The sequence below is a fragment of the Amycolatopsis sp. cmx-11-12 genome, assembly GCF_046269425.1.
In the GTDB taxonomy this organism is placed as follows: Bacteria; Actinomycetota; Actinomycetes; order Mycobacteriales; family Pseudonocardiaceae; genus Amycolatopsis.
In genome coordinates this window covers 73,314-87,380 of sequence record NZ_JADNQM010000014.1, presented here as the reverse complement: position 1 = coordinate 87,380, position 14,067 = coordinate 73,314, and the positions used below count along the sequence as shown (strand labels likewise).

Annotated in this window: 15 protein-coding genes; 10 read left to right on the top strand and 5 right to left on the bottom strand. The window is 68.4% G+C overall.

Annotated features, from left to right (window positions below; translation table 11 throughout):
* Positions 1–29 precede the first annotated feature (29 nt).
* Both ACLARN_RS20620 and ACLARN_RS20615 read left to right on the top strand, forming a co-directional pair.
* Complete coding sequence (locus ACLARN_RS20620) at positions 30–980, top strand: ATP-binding cassette domain-containing protein (protein ID WP_409493062.1); 951 nt, start codon at positions 30–32, stop codon at positions 978–980.
* The gene (locus ACLARN_RS20615; RefSeq protein ID WP_076157578.1) at positions 977–1,765 is read left to right on the top strand and encodes an ABC transporter permease; all 789 of its coding nucleotides are present in this window, start codon (positions 977–979) and stop codon (positions 1,763–1,765) included. Before ACLARN_RS20620 ends, ACLARN_RS20615 begins: the two co-directional genes overlap by 4 nt.
* A 133-nt stretch (positions 1,766–1,898) precedes the next feature.
* Here ACLARN_RS20615 and ACLARN_RS20610 read toward each other — a convergent pair whose 3' ends face one another.
* Positions 1,899–2,669 carry a TetR/AcrR family transcriptional regulator gene (locus ACLARN_RS20610; protein ID WP_409493061.1) on the bottom strand — a complete coding sequence of 257 codons (771 nt, stop codon included), beginning with the start codon at positions 2,667–2,669 and terminating at the stop codon, positions 1,899–1,901.
* A gap of 83 nt (positions 2,670–2,752) precedes the next feature.
* Between ACLARN_RS20610 and ACLARN_RS20605 the strand changes: the two genes are divergently transcribed.
* Positions 2,753–3,475: a DUF2306 domain-containing protein gene (locus ACLARN_RS20605; RefSeq protein ID WP_409493060.1), complete on the top strand. Its 723-nt coding sequence runs from the start codon at positions 2,753–2,755 to the stop codon at positions 3,473–3,475.
* Between the two features lie 48 nt (positions 3,476–3,523).
* Complete coding sequence (locus ACLARN_RS20600; RefSeq protein WP_409493059.1) at positions 3,524–4,987, top strand: alpha/beta hydrolase; 1,464 nt, start codon at positions 3,524–3,526, stop codon at positions 4,985–4,987.
* Positions 4,988–4,989: 2 nt separating this feature from the next.
* Here the strand turns inward: ACLARN_RS20600 and ACLARN_RS20595 are convergent, their stop codons facing one another.
* The 3 genes from ACLARN_RS20595 to ACLARN_RS20585 all read right to left on the bottom strand — a co-directional run bounded on the left by ACLARN_RS20595 (position 4,990) and on the right by ACLARN_RS20585 (position 8,290).
* Entirely contained in the window at positions 4,990–6,453 is a 1,464-nt protein-coding gene (locus tag ACLARN_RS20595; RefSeq protein ID WP_409493058.1) for an alpha/beta hydrolase, read from the bottom strand.
* Between the two features lie 48 nt (positions 6,454–6,501).
* Complete coding sequence (locus ACLARN_RS20590) at positions 6,502–7,221, bottom strand: ABC transporter permease (RefSeq protein WP_409493057.1); 720 nt, start codon at positions 7,219–7,221, stop codon at positions 6,502–6,504.
* Positions 7,222–7,405: 184 nt separating this feature from the next.
* Positions 7,406–8,290, bottom strand: coding sequence for an ABC transporter ATP-binding protein (locus ACLARN_RS20585; RefSeq protein WP_409493056.1), 885 nt, complete (start codon positions 8,288–8,290; stop codon positions 7,406–7,408).
* Between the two features lie 143 nt (positions 8,291–8,433).
* Here ACLARN_RS20585 and ACLARN_RS20580 point away from each other — a divergent pair, with 143 nt between their 5' ends.
* Entirely contained in the window at positions 8,434–9,552 is a 1,119-nt protein-coding gene (locus tag ACLARN_RS20580; RefSeq protein ID WP_409493159.1) for a sensor histidine kinase, read from the top strand.
* On the top strand, positions 9,549–10,151 hold the full coding sequence (locus ACLARN_RS20575) for a response regulator transcription factor (RefSeq protein ID WP_184892688.1): 603 nt from the start codon (positions 9,549–9,551) through the stop codon (positions 10,149–10,151). The genes ACLARN_RS20580 and ACLARN_RS20575 overlap by 4 nt, the downstream gene beginning before the upstream one ends.
* 22 nt (positions 10,152–10,173) lie before the next feature.
* Here ACLARN_RS20575 and ACLARN_RS20570 read toward each other — a convergent pair whose 3' ends face one another.
* Complete coding sequence (locus tag ACLARN_RS20570) at positions 10,174–10,743, bottom strand: helix-turn-helix domain-containing protein (RefSeq protein WP_409493055.1); 570 nt, start codon at positions 10,741–10,743, stop codon at positions 10,174–10,176.
* A gap of 68 nt (positions 10,744–10,811) precedes the next feature.
* Here ACLARN_RS20570 and ACLARN_RS20565 point away from each other — a divergent pair, with 68 nt between their 5' ends.
* From ACLARN_RS20565 to ACLARN_RS20550, 4 genes are all read left to right on the top strand, one after another.
* Positions 10,812–11,405 (top strand): class I SAM-dependent methyltransferase, encoded by a 594-nt coding sequence (locus ACLARN_RS20565; RefSeq protein WP_409493054.1) that lies wholly within the window; start codon positions 10,812–10,814, stop codon positions 11,403–11,405.
* Positions 11,402–11,866 carry a DinB family protein gene (locus ACLARN_RS20560; RefSeq protein ID WP_409493053.1) on the top strand — a complete coding sequence of 155 codons (465 nt, stop codon included), beginning with the start codon at positions 11,402–11,404 and terminating at the stop codon, positions 11,864–11,866. Before ACLARN_RS20565 ends, ACLARN_RS20560 begins: the two co-directional genes overlap by 4 nt.
* Positions 11,867–11,879: 13 nt before the next feature.
* Positions 11,880–12,851: an alpha/beta fold hydrolase gene (locus ACLARN_RS20555; RefSeq protein WP_409493052.1), complete on the top strand. Its 972-nt coding sequence runs from the start codon at positions 11,880–11,882 to the stop codon at positions 12,849–12,851.
* A gap of 264 nt (positions 12,852–13,115) precedes the next feature.
* A complete protein-coding gene (locus ACLARN_RS20550) occupies positions 13,116–13,964 on the top strand; it encodes an SAM-dependent methyltransferase (RefSeq protein WP_409493051.1) in 849 nt (282 codons plus the stop codon).
* Positions 13,965–14,067 lie beyond the last annotated feature (103 nt).

Genomic DNA, 14,067 nt, shown 5'->3' with positions numbered 1-14,067 from the left:
GCAAGTCCTTACACACCAGGGGAACCCACATGAGACACCCGGCCATCTCCGCGACCGGACTGCGCAAGTCCTACGGCGACAAGGTCGTACTGGACGGCATCGACCTGCACGTCCCGCCCGGCACCGTCTTCTCGTTGCTCGGCCCCAACGGCGCCGGCAAGACCACCACGGTCAACATCCTGTCCACTTTGGTCAGCCCGGACGCCGGAGGCGCGACCGTCGCCGGTGCCGACCTGGCCACCGACCCGGACGGCGTCCGCGCCGCGATCGGTCTCACCGGTCAGTTCTCCGCGGTCGACAATCTCCTCACCGGTGAGGAGAACCTGTTCCTCATGGCGGATCTGCACCATCTGCCGCGCCGGGAGGGGCGCAAACGCGCCGCCGAACTGCTGGAACGGTTCGAACTGGCCGACGCCGCGAAGAAGACACCGGCCACCTTCTCGGGCGGCATGCGCCGCAAACTCGATCTGGCGATGACGCTGATCGGCGACCCCGAGGTCATCTTCCTCGACGAGCCGACGACCGGTCTCGACCCGCGCAGCCGCCGCACGATGTGGCAGATCATCCGGGACCTCGTCTCCGGCGGGGTGACGATCTTCCTCACCACGCAGTACCTGGAGGAGGCCGACCAGCTCGCCGACCGGGTCGCCGTGCTCGACGGCGGCCGGGTCGTCGCACTGGGCACGCCCGACGAACTGAAGCGACGCGTGCCCGGCGGGCACATGCAGCTGAAGTTCACCGACGCGGTCTCGCTGCGTGACGCGACCCGTGTGCTTCAAGTGTCCACTTCGGACGAAGAGAGCCTGGCGCTCCGCGTGCCGACCGACGGCACCGTCGCCGCCGTTCGCGCGGTGCTGGACCGGCTCGACGCCGAAGCCGTCGCGGTCGACAGCCTCACCGTGCACACCCCGGACCTCGACGACGTGTTCCTCAGCCTCACCGGTCACCGGACCGAAGCGACCAAGGAGATGGCCCGATGAGCACCCTTGCCCTGTCGATGCGCGACTCGGCGACCATGCTGCGCCGCAACATCCGGCATATGCAACGGTATCCGTCGCTCACCCTGATGCTGGTCGGCCAGCCGATCGTGTTCCTGCTGCTGTTCGTCTACGTCTTCGGCGGCACCCTCGGGAACGGGCTCGGCGGCGCGGGCGGCCGCGCCGAGTACGTCGGCTACGTCACGCCCGCCATCCTGCTGATCACCGTGTGCAGTGCCGCCCTCGGCACCGCCATCTCCGTCGCGACGGACATGACCGAGGGCATCATCGCCCGGTTCCGCACCATGGCGATCAGCAAGGCCTCCGTGCTGACCGGCCATGTCGTCGGCGCGTTCATCCAGACGGCGTTCGCGCTGGCCGTCGTGTTCGGGGTCGCGCTGCTCGTCGGTTTCTCGCCGACGGCGGGCGTCGGCGAGTGGTTCGCGACCGTCGGCGTGCTGGCGCTGCTGACCATCGCGCTCACCTGGTTGTCGGTGGCGCTCGGGCTGGCCGCCAAGAGTGTCGAGACGGCGAGCAACACCCCGATGGTCTTCATGCTGCTTCCCTTCCTGGGCAGCGGTTTCGTGCCCACCGACTCGATGCCGGCCTGGCTGCGCTGGTTCGCCGAGTATCAGCCGTTCACCCCGGTCATCGAAACGATCCGAGGCCTGCTGCTCGGTACCCCGATCGGCAACAGCGGCTGGCTCGCGGTCGGCTGGTGCGCCGTGCTCTCGATCGTGGGGTACCTGTGGTCGAAGTCCTTGTTCGCCAAGGAACGCGACCGGTGACCTGAGGTCGACGCGACTGGGGGTCGTCCCGGGCCGGAACGCCTCGCCGTTCCGGCCCGGGACGTTGTGTAGAGGGCGAGGTGGCGTGGGGGCCACCTCGCTCGCGCGTTCTCTCGTGTCCTGAGCGAGTCCCTCAGCCGTTCTTCGCCACCCACGCGTCGATGCCGTCCAGGAACCTGTCCACGCCGAAGCCGAGATCGGCGGGCAGTGTCCCGCCGCTGGACAGCTCGTGTCCTGATTGGACAGTGCTCTCGGCGGCGTGGACGGCGGCCAGCGCCGGGTATTCGGCCGGGTCGACGAGCTCGGCCAGCGCTTGCGCCAGTTCGGTTTCCGTGCGCGGGCGGCCGCCGTCGGTCTTGTGCGCGCTGTTCATGTCCATGCCGATCTGCGCCGCGCCGCGGATGACGGCGGTCAGGTGCAAGGCCGCGGCCCTCGCCTCGCCGGGGGCGAGTCCGGCTCGGAGCAGGGGCCGGAGCAGCCGGTCCAGCCAGGCGAGGTGGTTGGGGCCGATCGGGGAGTGGTCGAGCGGGACGCGCAGCAGCCAGGGACGGGTCTGGAAACCGGCCCAGAGCGCGCAGGCCCATTGCCGGACCGCGTGGCGGAAGTCGTCCGTGTCGTCGAGTTCGGGCGGTTTCGCGGCTGCGAAGTCGGCCATCACTTCGAGGAGCAGGTCCTTGCTCGGGATGTGGTTGTAGATCGACATCGTCGAGTAGCCGAGTTCGGTCGCGACGCGCTGCATGGAGAGCGCGTCCAGGCCGTCGGTGTCCGCGACTTCGATCGCGGCCATGGCGATGCGCTCCACGGTGAGCTGCGGTCGTGGCCCTCGCCTACCGGGGGTGCGCCCGGCCCACAGCAGCGTGAGGCTGCGCTGGAGATCCGGGTCCTTGCTGTCGCGTGTCGCCATCTGACCATCCTAAAACTATGTACGTCATACGTTTATGTGTATGGTGTAAATAGTTTCTGGTCGTCTCTCCTGAACGGATCACCATGACCTCGTCGAATGCGCCCCGCTGGTGGCGGCGCCCCTGGATCGTGCCGTTGATGCTGGTGGCGGTGGCCTTCCTGGCCTTTTCCGTACCGCCGTATCTGACGCTCGACCCGGCTGAATCCCGGCTGGAACCGCCGCCGGGGAACGATCTCTACTACCCGCTGCTCGTGGGGCACGTCCTCTTCGGCACGGTCGCCATGGTCACCGCCTGCTTCCAGATCTGGCCAGCGTTCCGCGCCCGCTACCGGCGCGGGCACCGGATCACCGGCCGGATCTACGTCTTCGCCGGAGCGCTCCCGGCAGGGCTGCTCGGCCTGTACATCGGCTGGAACACCCCGGCCGGTCCGTCCGTGCGGGTGGCCAACCTCGTCGGTTCGGTGCTGTGGATCACGATCACGATCATCGGGATCCGGATGGCGCGGCAACGTCGTTACGCCGACCATCGCCGGTGGATGTCCCGCAGTTTCGCGCTCACGATGTCGATCGCGCTGAGCCGCGTGATCAACGTCGTGGCCACGATCGTCCTGACACCGCAGCTCGACACCACTTTCGGCGGTAACGAAGTGCTCTTGCGGTACAGCGCCGTGAGTATCGGGGCCTGGCTCGGTCCCTTGCTCATGTTGGTCATCGCGGATTTGGTGCTGGAGCGGCGCAAAACCCCGAAAAAGCCCCCCAGTGGGGTAGACGCGTCCGACCGGAGACGGACGCCCTCGCGGGTGTAACGCCCCTAGCCTGATATCGAGAAAACCTTTGATATCAGGGAGTTCGTCTTGCCAAGGAAAACAGCCATCGCGGTGGCGCTGCTCGTCGCCGGGGCGTTGATACCGGCGACGCCCGCCGCCGCGACCCCGTCGCTCACCTGGCACGGCTGCGCGACCGGTCCGGGAGACGGCCTGGGCGCGGAGTTGGACAAGGCCGGTGCGCAATGCGGCGACGTCGTCGTGCCGGTCGACTACCGTCGTCCGAGGGGGCGCGAGATCACCGTCGCGCTGGCTCGGATGAAGGCCACCGACCCCGCGCGCCGGCGCGGCACGCTGATGCTCAATCCGGGCGGGCCTGGCGGTCCGGCCAGGGAGTTGGTGCTGGCCGGGTCGCTCATGCCGGAGATCGCGGCCCGGTACGACCTCGTCGGAATGGATCCCCGGTTCGTCGGCCGCAGTTCGCCGCTGAGCTGCGACTGGAAGACCGACACGTTCGCCCGCTCGGCAGGGCCGGACCTCAGGACGTTCGGCGAGAGCGTGGCGTTCGCGAAGGAGCTGGCGCGCGGCTGCTCGGGCAACGATCACGAGTTGCTACGCGCCGCGTCGACCCGCAACACCGCCAGGGACATGGACGTCGTGCGTGCCGCGCTCGGTGAGCGGAAGATCTCGTACCTCGGCGCGTCGTACGGGACCTACCTCGGCGCGGTGTATCTCCAGATGTTCGGCCCGAGGGCCGATCGGTTCGTCCTCGATTCGTCCGTGGATCCCAGGGTGTTCGGGCCGGGTCTGCTCCGCCCGACCGCTCCGGCGCTCGATGCGGCGTTGCGGAACTGGGCGAGAACCGCCACGGGGCAAGGGCTGGGGGAGACCGTGGACGAGGTCCTGGCGACCGTGCGGGACGTCGCGCGGTCGGCCGAACGGCGGCCGTTGCGCGTCGGTCAGTACACAGTGGACGGTCACATGGCGCCGTATCTGTTCTTCGCGAACCTCTATGACGATCGACCCGCTTCGCAAGCCGAGTTCGTCGGCGTCATGCGGACACTCCGGGACGCCGCAGCAGGCCGTCACGTCACGCCTTCGCCCTCACTGGCCGCGCTCCTCGATGGCTTGACGACCGGATCCGGTGCCGCGACCGACCGGGCCGGGACGCCGGTCGTCTGCGCCGATCGCGCGGCCTCCCGCGACCCGGCGACGTACTACCGGGACATTCAGGACCATCGCGCCGCCGAGCCGCTCTTCGGTCCGCTGGCCCGCAACATCACGCCGTGCGCGTTCTGGCCGGTGGCGCCCGCCGAACCCGCCACCCGGATCCACAACACCTCGCCGGCCCTGCTCCTCGGCTCGACAGGCGACCCCGCGACGCCCTACGCGGGGCAACTCGCCATGCGTAGGGCGCTCGCCGGTTCCCGCCTGGTGACCGTGGCGGGAGCGTTCCGGCACGCCGTGTTCCTGAAGGGCGACGGGTGCGTCGACGCGGCGGTGCGGGATTACCTGCTGAGCGGTGAACTCCCCGCGGATCGGACCTGCCGCTGACCTCAGGAGGTTTGGGCCCCGCAGGCGAGATCGTGTCGCGGCCGCGCGCCGGTGACCAGGAAATCCGTCGCGAGGTCGTTGGCGCACTTGTTGTCCTTGAACAGGTAGGCCAGATGCCCGCCCTGATCCACGGTGACCATCCTGGCGCGGTCGCCGAAGGCCTCACGCAGCTTCCGTGCGCCCGCCAGCGGCGTCGCCGGGTCGCGGAGGTTCTGCACGATCAGCACGTTCGACGGGCCGCGGTCGGTGATCTTCACCGGCGGTTCGACCGGCTCGGACGGCCAGAACGCGCACGGTGTGATGTTCGCGGCCGCCGCGCCGAACAGCGGGTGCCGGAACCGGTCGATCGCCACGTTGCGCCGGTACGTCCCGACGTCCTCCGGCCAGTCGGAGTCGTTGCAGATCACGTGCAGCTGGCTGGCGATGTAGTTGTCCGTCGGGTACGGAGACCCGGCGGGCGGCTGCCCGGTGGACGCGGGCTGCGGCACGGGCTTCCCGGTGTCGAGCGCGCGCCACGTCTCGGCCAGCTTCGGCAGGTTCCTGTCGTAGTAGAGATCGGCGAATGTGACGTGGCGGAACATCTGGCCGTTGTAGCCGTCCGGCCTCGGCGTCTTGTCCAGTCGCGCGGCGAGTTCGAAGTACTTCGCGGTCACCTGCGCGGGTGTCCGGCCCAGTCCGTATTCGGGCTTCGCGGCGGCGAACTTCGCGAAGTCCGGGAACCGGTCTTCAACGCCCTGCCCGAACAACCGCGAGAAGGAGGCGTCCCAGCCGCCGGGGCCGGTCGCGCTGTCGATCAGGAACCGGTCGCTGCGCTCGGGGAACAGCGAGGTGTACACCGAACCGAGGTAGGTGCCGTACGAGATCCCGAAGTAGTTGATCTTCTTCTCGCCCAGCGCCTCGCGGACCCGGTCCATGTCGCGGGCGGTGTTGGCGGTGGTGATGTGCGGCAGGAGCGACGCCGTGGCCGACGAGCCGCATTTCGCGGCGGCGGCGGCGACGCGCTGGGCCTCGCTCGTGACGTCGGCGGAGTTCCGGGCGTACCTCGGGATGTTGGACGGATGCTCCGCGACGGTCAGCCCGCAGGTCACCGGGGTGCTGTTGTGGACACCGCGCGGGTCCATCCCGATCACGTCGTAGCTGTCCAGCACTTCCTGCGGGATCTTCAGCTTCTTGAGGATGTCCGGATAGGCCAGTCCTTCACCGCCGGGGCCGCCGGTGTTGGTCAGCAGCACACCGCGGCGCTTCTCCGGCTTGGCGCTCGCCAGGCGCGAGATCGCGATCTCGATGGTCTTCCCGCCGGGGTCACGGTAGTCCAGCGGGACGTCGAGGGTGCCGCACTCCAGCCCGAGACCGGCCGCCTCCGCCGGGCACGGCCCCCACTTCGGCGGGGGCGACGCCGCGGCCACCGCCGGTGTCGCCGCGGTCACCAACGCGGCCGCGATAACGGGAAGCAAGGCTTTACGCATGGGGTTTTCCTCCTCGGGTCAACGAAAACGGAAGTCCACTTCGGACGGTCACCGGCGCGGTTCCCAGCGGAAGAGCCGGGAGGCCAGCGCCACGGCGACGACGACCCAGGCCAGGGTCGGGGCGAGCAGGAGCAGCGATTCGGAGACGGCGACGCCGCCGTTCCAGGCGTTGACGACGAGTTCGGTGGCCGACCCGCCCGGCAGCAGGCGCTTGAGCAAGGTGAGGTCGTCGGTGCCCGAGATACCGACCCAGGAGGCGACCGCGATGACGCCGAGGGTCACCGGCAGCGTGGTGACCTGGGCGTGCTCGGGGGAGTTGGTCAGTCCGGCGGTGGCGAGGCCGAGCCCGATCATCATCGCGACGGTGGCGAGGACGGCCAGCACCAGCAGGCCGATGTTGGCGGGTGAACCGGTGACGACGCCCAGCACGGTCATGATCACGGCCACCTGGACGAGCGCGATGGCGGTGACCGGCAGGACCAGCCCGGTCAGGATGGAGGCGTCACCGGCGGCGGTGGAGCGCAGCCGCTTGAGGAACAGGTTCTGGCGGCGTGACGCCAGCGTGGTCACCGCGCTGGTGTAGAGGCCGAAGGCGCACACGGTGAACATCACGATCGCCGCGATATAGCCGAGACTGCCGATCTTCGCGAAGATTTCGTGCTGATAGACGAAGAACGCGCAGATCGCGATGGGCATCACGAAACTGGTGATCAGGACCGAGCGGTTCCGGAAGATCTGGATCAGCTCGCTACGGGCTATCGAAAGCATGACTGGATTCCTTTGCGTAAAGGGAAAGGTGGGCTAGTCGTCGCGTGATCCTGCGGGTCTTACCCGTGACTGGACGGCGATCTCGCGTGATTGGGCGGAGATCTCACGCCTTCACGCGAGATCTCCGTCCAATCACGCGTAACCGCCGCCTGATCACGCGAGATCGCCGCCTGATCACGCGTAACTAGTCGTTGTCGATGGCGCGGAACACGTCGTCGAGCCGGGTCGGGCCCGCCTCCAGGTCCCGCAGTTCGATCGCGTTGTCCTGCGCCCACCGCAGCAGCGTGTGCAGGTCCTTCTGCAAGCCGAAGGTCTCGATGACGAACTTCCCGTCGTGCTCCCGCTTGCCTTGCAACGGCAGCGCCGGAGCCGAGGGCGGCAGGCTGAACCGGATCACGGCCGGCAGCGTCCTGGTCAGCTCGGCGACCGTGCCCTCCTGGTGGAAGGTGCCCCGGTGCATCAGGCCGATGCGGTCGGCGCGCTGCTGGGCTTCCTCCAGGTAGTGCGTGGTGAGCACGATCGTCGAACCGTCCTCGCGCAATTTGTCGACCGCGTCCCACAGCGCGTCCCGCGACTGGATGTCCAGACCGGTCGTCGGCTCGTCTAGGAACACCAGCTCGGGCGAGCCGTACACCGCGGTCGCGAAGTCCAGCCGCCGCTTCTCTCCGCCGGACAGCTGTGACACTTTCGTGGTCGCCTTGCGCGTCAGATCCACGACGCCGAGCACGCGTTCGAGCCGGTCCGTGCGCTGGGTCAGCGCCCCGATCAGGCGGATCGATTCCTTCACCGTCAGATCCGGCGCGAACCCGCTCTCCTGCAACATGATGCCCATCTTGGGCCGCACGGCGGCGCGGTCTCGCGGGCTCTTCCCCAGGACGCGGACCGTGCCGGACGTCGGAGTCCGGTGTCCTTCAAGGGTTTCCAGGGTCGAGGTCTTGCCTGCCCCGTTCGTGCCGAGCAGGGCGTAGAATTCGCCTCGCCCGACCTGGAAGGACAGATCCTTCACGGCGTGGAAGTCGCCGTACTTCAGGTTGAGGCGGTCAACGTCGATCACTGGTGTCGAAGTCATGCCTTGAATCACAACGTCTCGGGCACTTCCCGGCCAGTGCGGTCACGTCATGATCGACCCATGACATTCGTTGGGGTGAACCCATGACGCGGTGTCACTGTTGCCCGCCGCACTGGAGGGCCGATACTGGGTCCATGTCTGATGTGGACACCGAGCCGGCGCGGGGAAAGCTGCGCAAGCTCAACCTCACCATGTTCCTCCCGCTGTTCACCGTCGCCGGGGTGATCGTGGTGGCGTCGGACGCGCGGACCTGGTGGCACGTGGTCGTCCTGAGCGCGAGCGTGCTGGCGGCCATGGTCGCCTTCGTGCGGTGGACGTCGGGTGAGCTCATGCGGGTCGCGATCCCGTGCCTGGTCGTCACGGCCCTCGTGTGGCCGTTCTCCGTGCTGGTGGTCGGCGGCGGTTCGGCGTTCTTCGGGATCCTTATCGTGGGCTCTTTCGTCGTTCCCCAACTTCCCCGTCACCGGATCGCGGCCGCGATCACGCTCGTCGCGTACATCGCGGCGGTGGGCGCGACGAGACTGCTGGTCACGCAAGAAGACGTGTCCGAAGAGCTGGTCAAGTTCGTCTTCGTCCCGGCCGCGCTCACCGCCATCGTGCTCGGGCTCATGTTCCCCAACAAGAGGTTCTACGACGTCGTCCACGAACTCGAGGAGTCGCGGGAGCGGGAGGCGGAATTGGCCGTCATCCGGGAACGCGTCCGGTTCGCGAGCGACCTGCACGACATCCAGGGCCACACCCTCCACGTGGTGAAACTGAAGACCGCGCTCGCCAGGAAGCTGGTGGACATCGACGCCGAGCGGGCGAAGCAGGAACTGGGGGAGATCCACGCGCTCGTCAGCGACACGATCACCCAGACGAAGGAACTCGCCTACGCGCAGCGGCGACTCAACCTCTCCGCCGAACTGGAAAACGCCAGGAACCTCTTCGAAGCCGCGGGCATCCGCGTGCGCATCAACCGAGAGGGTGACGTCGATCCGGGGGCGGGCAGGGTGCTCGGCCAGGTTCTCCGCGAGACCACGACCAACATCCTGCGCCACGCGCAGGCGACCCGGGTGCGGATCACGCTGTCGGAGTGGAGTATCACCATCGTCAACGACGGCGCCCAGCGAGCGCCGCTGCCCGAGCTCCGGGGGCTGGCCGCGCTCGAACAACGCGTCGTCGCGGACGGCGGTGAACTGACGGTCGAGCAGGAGGACGGGCAGTTCCTGACGGCCGCGGCCTTCCCGCACAGGCGTTCCGAAGCACTGGAGAAACGATGACCACGGTGGTGCTCGCCGACGACGAGGCCCTGCTCCGCAAGGCGATGGCCGCGCTGCTCCCGCTCGAGGGCGAGATCACCGTGCTCGCCGAGGCGGAGAACGGTGAGGAGGCCGTCGAGGCAACGCTGAGGCACGAGCCCGACGTCCTCGTCATCGACCTCGAAATGCCCGGTGTGGACGGGCTCGGCGCGGTCGCCGAAATTCGCCGTACCCGGCCGAACCAGGTCATCCTCATGCTGACCCGGCACGCGAAACCCGGGGTGCTCCGCAAAGCCCTCAAACTCGGCGTCCAGGGTTTCGTCAGCAAGGCGGCCGAACCTTCGCACATCACGTTCGTCATCGCCGCACTGCACCAGGGCAAACGCTGGATCGACCCGGACGTCTCGGCACTCGCCGTCGTCGACGACTGTCCGCTCACCGAGCGTGAACTCGAGGTCCTGCGGGTGACCGGAGAGGGGTATTCCGTCGCCGAGATCGCCGCCCAGCTCCACCTCGCGCAGGGCACGGTGCGCAACTACCTGTCCAACGCCATGCAGAAGACGCAGACCCAGACCCGGCACGAGGCGGCGAGGTACGCCCGCGAACACGACTGGCTCTAGCGCTCCTGCTTCAGCGCACGAACTAGCGCCGGACGTGGGCGCGTTCGCCCTGCGGTCCGAAAAGGACCAGCGTCTCGACGACGCGACCGTCGGCCGAGCCGAGCCAATGCGGCAGCGCGGTGTCGAATTCGGCGGCCTCCCCGGGCGGCAGGACCAGGTCACGGTCGCCGACCACCAGCCGCAGCCGTCCATTGAGGACATACACCCATTCGTAGCCGCCGTGGGTCTGCGGAGTGGGTTCCGCCGGTTCCGGACGGCTGGGAATGAGCATCTTGAACGCCTGCACCCCGCCGGCGCGGCGGGTGAGCGGCAGGAAGGTCATGCCGTGCCGGTGGATCGGCTCCAGATGGATCCGCGGGTCGCCGGTCCGAGGGGCGCCGACGAGGTCGTCGAGTGGTACGCCGTGCACGCGGGCCAGCGGCAGCAGTAGTTCCAAGGTGGGCCGCCGTCCGCCGCTTTCCAGCCGAGACAGGGTACTTTCCGAGATCCCGGTCGCCGCCGACAACTCGGCCAAGGTCAGCCCACGGTGTTTGCGCAAGACGCGCAGCCGGGGCCCCACCGCCTCCAGTACCTCGTCCGTCTCGTCCGCCATGCCGTCGATCTTGCCAGGTCGGCAAGTTTCCGTGCCAGTTCGCGTCGCCCGAGGCGACAGTGGCGACCATGAACGCAACGAAATTCTGGGACGGGCTCTACGAGCGGCGTTCCGCCGGAACGCCGGAGGTGAACGCGAGACTGGCCGAGATAGCCGGCCCGCTGGCCCCTGGCGCGGCGCTCGATCTCGGCTGCGGCGGCGGGGGAGACGCGATGTGGCTGGCCGCTCGAGGGTGGCGAGTGACCGCGGTCGACATCTCCGGCGCGGCCGTGCGCTCGCTCCAAGCGCGCGGTGAGCCGATTACGGCCCTCCGCGTCGATCTCGCCGAAGACTTCCCCGGCGGCTCCTTCGATCTGGTGTCCGCGCAGTACTTCCACACGCCTTTCGCGCTGGACCGGGCCAGCGTGCTGCGGACCGCCGCGAAGTCGGTGAACCCCGGTGGACGGCTGGTCGTCGTCGATCACGGCTCGGCCGCACCGTGGTCGTGGGACCAGGATGCTCGGTACCCCACACCACTCGAAGTGGCCGCTGAGCTGGCCCTCGATCCCGTGGAGTGGTCGGTCGAGCGCGCGGAGGCTTCGGAACGGCGCGCCACCGGCCCCGGTGGCCGGACCGCGACCGTCGTCGACCACATCCTGGTGCTTTGGCGGGGGGAGCGATGAGGTGGAAACGCGACGCCGGGCCGCCGTCGACAGGAGCAGGCGAGAAGGACGTGCTCGCCGGTTTCCTCGACTACCTGCGTGCCGCCGTCGCGGCCAAAGCCGAAGGGGTGCCGGAGGATCGAGCCCGGGTCCCCGGCGTGCCCTCCGGCACGAATCTGCTCGGCCTGGTCAAACACCTGACCCATGTGGAACGCCATTGGCTGCTCGGCCACGACGTCGCCGACTGGAAAGCGACGTTCCATCCCGCCCCGGACGACACGACGGCGTCGCTTCTCGCCGCCTACCGGGAAACCATCGCCGAAGCGAACGACGAAATCGCGTCATGGGACGACCTCGCCGAAGCGGGCCCTCGCCGGGGTTCGCGGCGCTGGACGTTGACTCATCTGATCGAGGAAACCGCGCGGCACGCGGGACACGCCGACATCCTGCGCGAACTGATCGACGGCGCCACCGGGCGCTGAAAAGGAGACTTCCATGCTTCACCGAGCCGCCGCACTCCTCGCGGCCCTCGTCCTCATGACGGCCTGCGGTTCGCCGCCGGAGGCCCCGCCCTACGAGAACATCACCCGCGGCGACGCGAGTTTCGCGCACCAGTTCCGCCATGAATTCGCCGACGTCGACGGCGTGAAGATGCACTACGTCACCGGTGGCAAAGGCGCGCCGCTCGTCCTGCTGCACGGCTGGCCGCAGACCTGGTACGGCTGGCACCGCGTCATGCCCGCGCTGGCTGAACACTTCACGGTGTACGCACTCGATCTCCCCGGCCTCGGTGACAGCACCGGCGCACCGCCCAGCTACGACAAGGCCACCCTCGCCCGCTATGTGCACGGCCTCGTCGCCGGACGCCTCGGCCTGCGCGACGCCCGGATCGTCGGCCACGATCTCGGTGCCGCGGTCGCCTTCCAGTACGCGGCGCAGTTCCCCGGCGACCTCACGCACCTCGCCTATCTCGACCTCCCGCTGCCGGGCCCCGCGCTTGACGCGACGGCCTACCGGAACCTGAGCTGGCACATCGCCTTTCACTCGCAGAAAACGGTTCCCGAGGCGGTCGTCGGCGATGACGTCCGCGAGTACCTTTCCCTGTTCTATCCCCAAGTCGCCTACTCGGGAACGGCTTTCGGCGGGCCCGGGGCGCCGTCGCCCTTCGACGAGGCCGAGATCGGCGAATACGCCAGGACCTACAGCAAGCCCGAGGTCCTGCACGGCGGCTTCGAGCTCTACCGGACGCTCGGCCAGGACGCGACCGCGAACGTCGGCGCGAAGCCCATCACCACTCCGACGTTGCTGATGACCGCCGAAGGACTGCTCGAACCACAAAAGGCGACGCTGGCACCCCGCGTCGCCAACCTCGCCCGCGCGGTCGAGGTGCCGCGGGCCGGGCACTGGCTCGCCGAGGAGAACCCGGAGTTCGTGAGCGCCGAACTGGTCCGGTTCCTGAAGTCTTGAGCACAAGGTGGTCGTGAGTGGCCGCGGGTGGTGTTCCGCCGCCCCTGCGCGCGCTTTCACCTGGCCGCGAAGGCCTCCTTGCCTACCCTGAAGGTAGTGAAAGAGTCCTTCGCTACCCGCCACTGAGCGTCTCCAATGCGGCATTGGGGGCAGCGGCTCTCGTCGCGACCGCGCGGGCAGGCGCGCCACCTTTGCCCTTCCCCTCACCAACCGTCCTTGCCATTCACGAGACTCCGTTCTCGCCGGATCCGCTATCTTCGGCCCATGGGGGAGAAAGCGAGCGCCCGGGACGCGGCGCAGCGGCTGGCGGATTCGGTGAACAAGGTGTCGGTCGGCCGGGTGTACGACTACCTGCTCGGCGGGGTGCACAACTACGCCGTCGATCAGCGATTCGCCGAGGAACAGCTACGGCTGATCCCGTCGATGCGGGATTTCGCGCGTGCCAACCGGGCGTTTCTCGGTCGCGCCGTGCGCTACATGGTCGATCAGGGCATCCGGCAATTCGTGGACATCGGTTCCGGTCTGCCGACCCAAGGCAACGTGCACGAAGTCGCCGAGGATGCCGCGCCGGGCGAATGCCGGGTCGTCTACATCGACAACGAACCGATCGCGCAGGCCCACGCCGAGATCCTGCTGGAACAGACCGCCGACCCGGCCCGGCACACCGCGCTGGACGGCGATTTCCACGACGGCCCACGGTTGTGGAACCAGGTGATCGACACCGGGCTGATCGATCCCGGTCAGCCGATCGGCCTGCTGGCCGTGGCGTTGCTGCATTTCATGCCCGACGACACCACTCCGCACGCCACCCTCGGCGGATACCTGGAGCGGTTGCCGTCCGGCAGCTTCATGGCGCTCTCGCATATCCATGTCCCGGCCGAGGACACTGCGCTGCACGAACGGTCTGAGGGCGTCGTCGATTCCTATCGCCGCCGGACCAACAGCGCCGTCACGCTTCGCGGGCGGGAGGAGATCGCCGCGTTCTTCACCGGACTGCGGCTGGTCGAGCCCGGCCTGGTGTGGTTACCGGAATGGCGGTCTGAAAGCGAATTACCTGAGCTGGACGGTTTGGTGGGGTCTCGCGGTTTGGCGGGCGTCGCTCTTAAACCCTGATGTCGTGTTCGTTGATATGTCGAAGGCTTCCTTTGCCGTTTCGTGGCGACGACCACAGTGATGCGGATTTCTCAGGCGGCGCCGGGGTGGCCTCGTCAACCTC

Bases quoted from the DNA above. Each gene is read 5' to 3' on its own strand.
- ACLARN_RS20610 (WP_409493061.1), bottom strand. From the start codon at position 2,669: ATGGCGACACGCGACAGCAAGGACCCGGATCTCCAGCGCAGCCTCACG.
- ACLARN_RS20560 (WP_409493053.1), top strand. From the start codon at position 11,402: ATGAGGTGGAAACGCGACGCCGGGCCGCCGTCGACAGGAGCAGGCGAG.
- ACLARN_RS20555 (WP_409493052.1), top strand. From the start codon at position 11,880: ATGCTTCACCGAGCCGCCGCACTCCTCGCGGCCCTCGTCCTCATGACG.
- ACLARN_RS20550 (WP_409493051.1), top strand. From the start codon at position 13,116: ATGGGGGAGAAAGCGAGCGCCCGGGACGCGGCGCAGCGGCTGGCGGAT.
- ACLARN_RS20615 (WP_076157578.1), top strand. From the start codon at position 977: ATGAGCACCCTTGCCCTGTCGATGCGCGACTCGGCGACCATGCTGCGC.
- ACLARN_RS20605 (WP_409493060.1), top strand. From the start codon at position 2,753: ATGACCTCGTCGAATGCGCCCCGCTGGTGGCGGCGCCCCTGGATCGTG.
- ACLARN_RS20620 (WP_409493062.1), top strand. From the start codon at position 30: ATGAGACACCCGGCCATCTCCGCGACCGGACTGCGCAAGTCCTACGGC.
- ACLARN_RS20585 (WP_409493056.1), bottom strand. From the start codon at position 8,290: ATGACTTCGACACCAGTGATCGACGTTGACCGCCTCAACCTGAAGTAC.
- ACLARN_RS20595 (WP_409493058.1), bottom strand. From the start codon at position 6,453: ATGCGTAAAGCCTTGCTTCCCGTTATCGCGGCCGCGTTGGTGACCGCG.
- ACLARN_RS20570 (WP_409493055.1), bottom strand. From the start codon at position 10,743: ATGGCGGACGAGACGGACGAGGTACTGGAGGCGGTGGGGCCCCGGCTG.
- ACLARN_RS20565 (WP_409493054.1), top strand. From the start codon at position 10,812: ATGAACGCAACGAAATTCTGGGACGGGCTCTACGAGCGGCGTTCCGCC.
- ACLARN_RS20590 (WP_409493057.1), bottom strand. From the start codon at position 7,221: ATGCTTTCGATAGCCCGTAGCGAGCTGATCCAGATCTTCCGGAACCGC.
- ACLARN_RS20575 (WP_184892688.1), top strand. From the start codon at position 9,549: ATGACCACGGTGGTGCTCGCCGACGACGAGGCCCTGCTCCGCAAGGCG.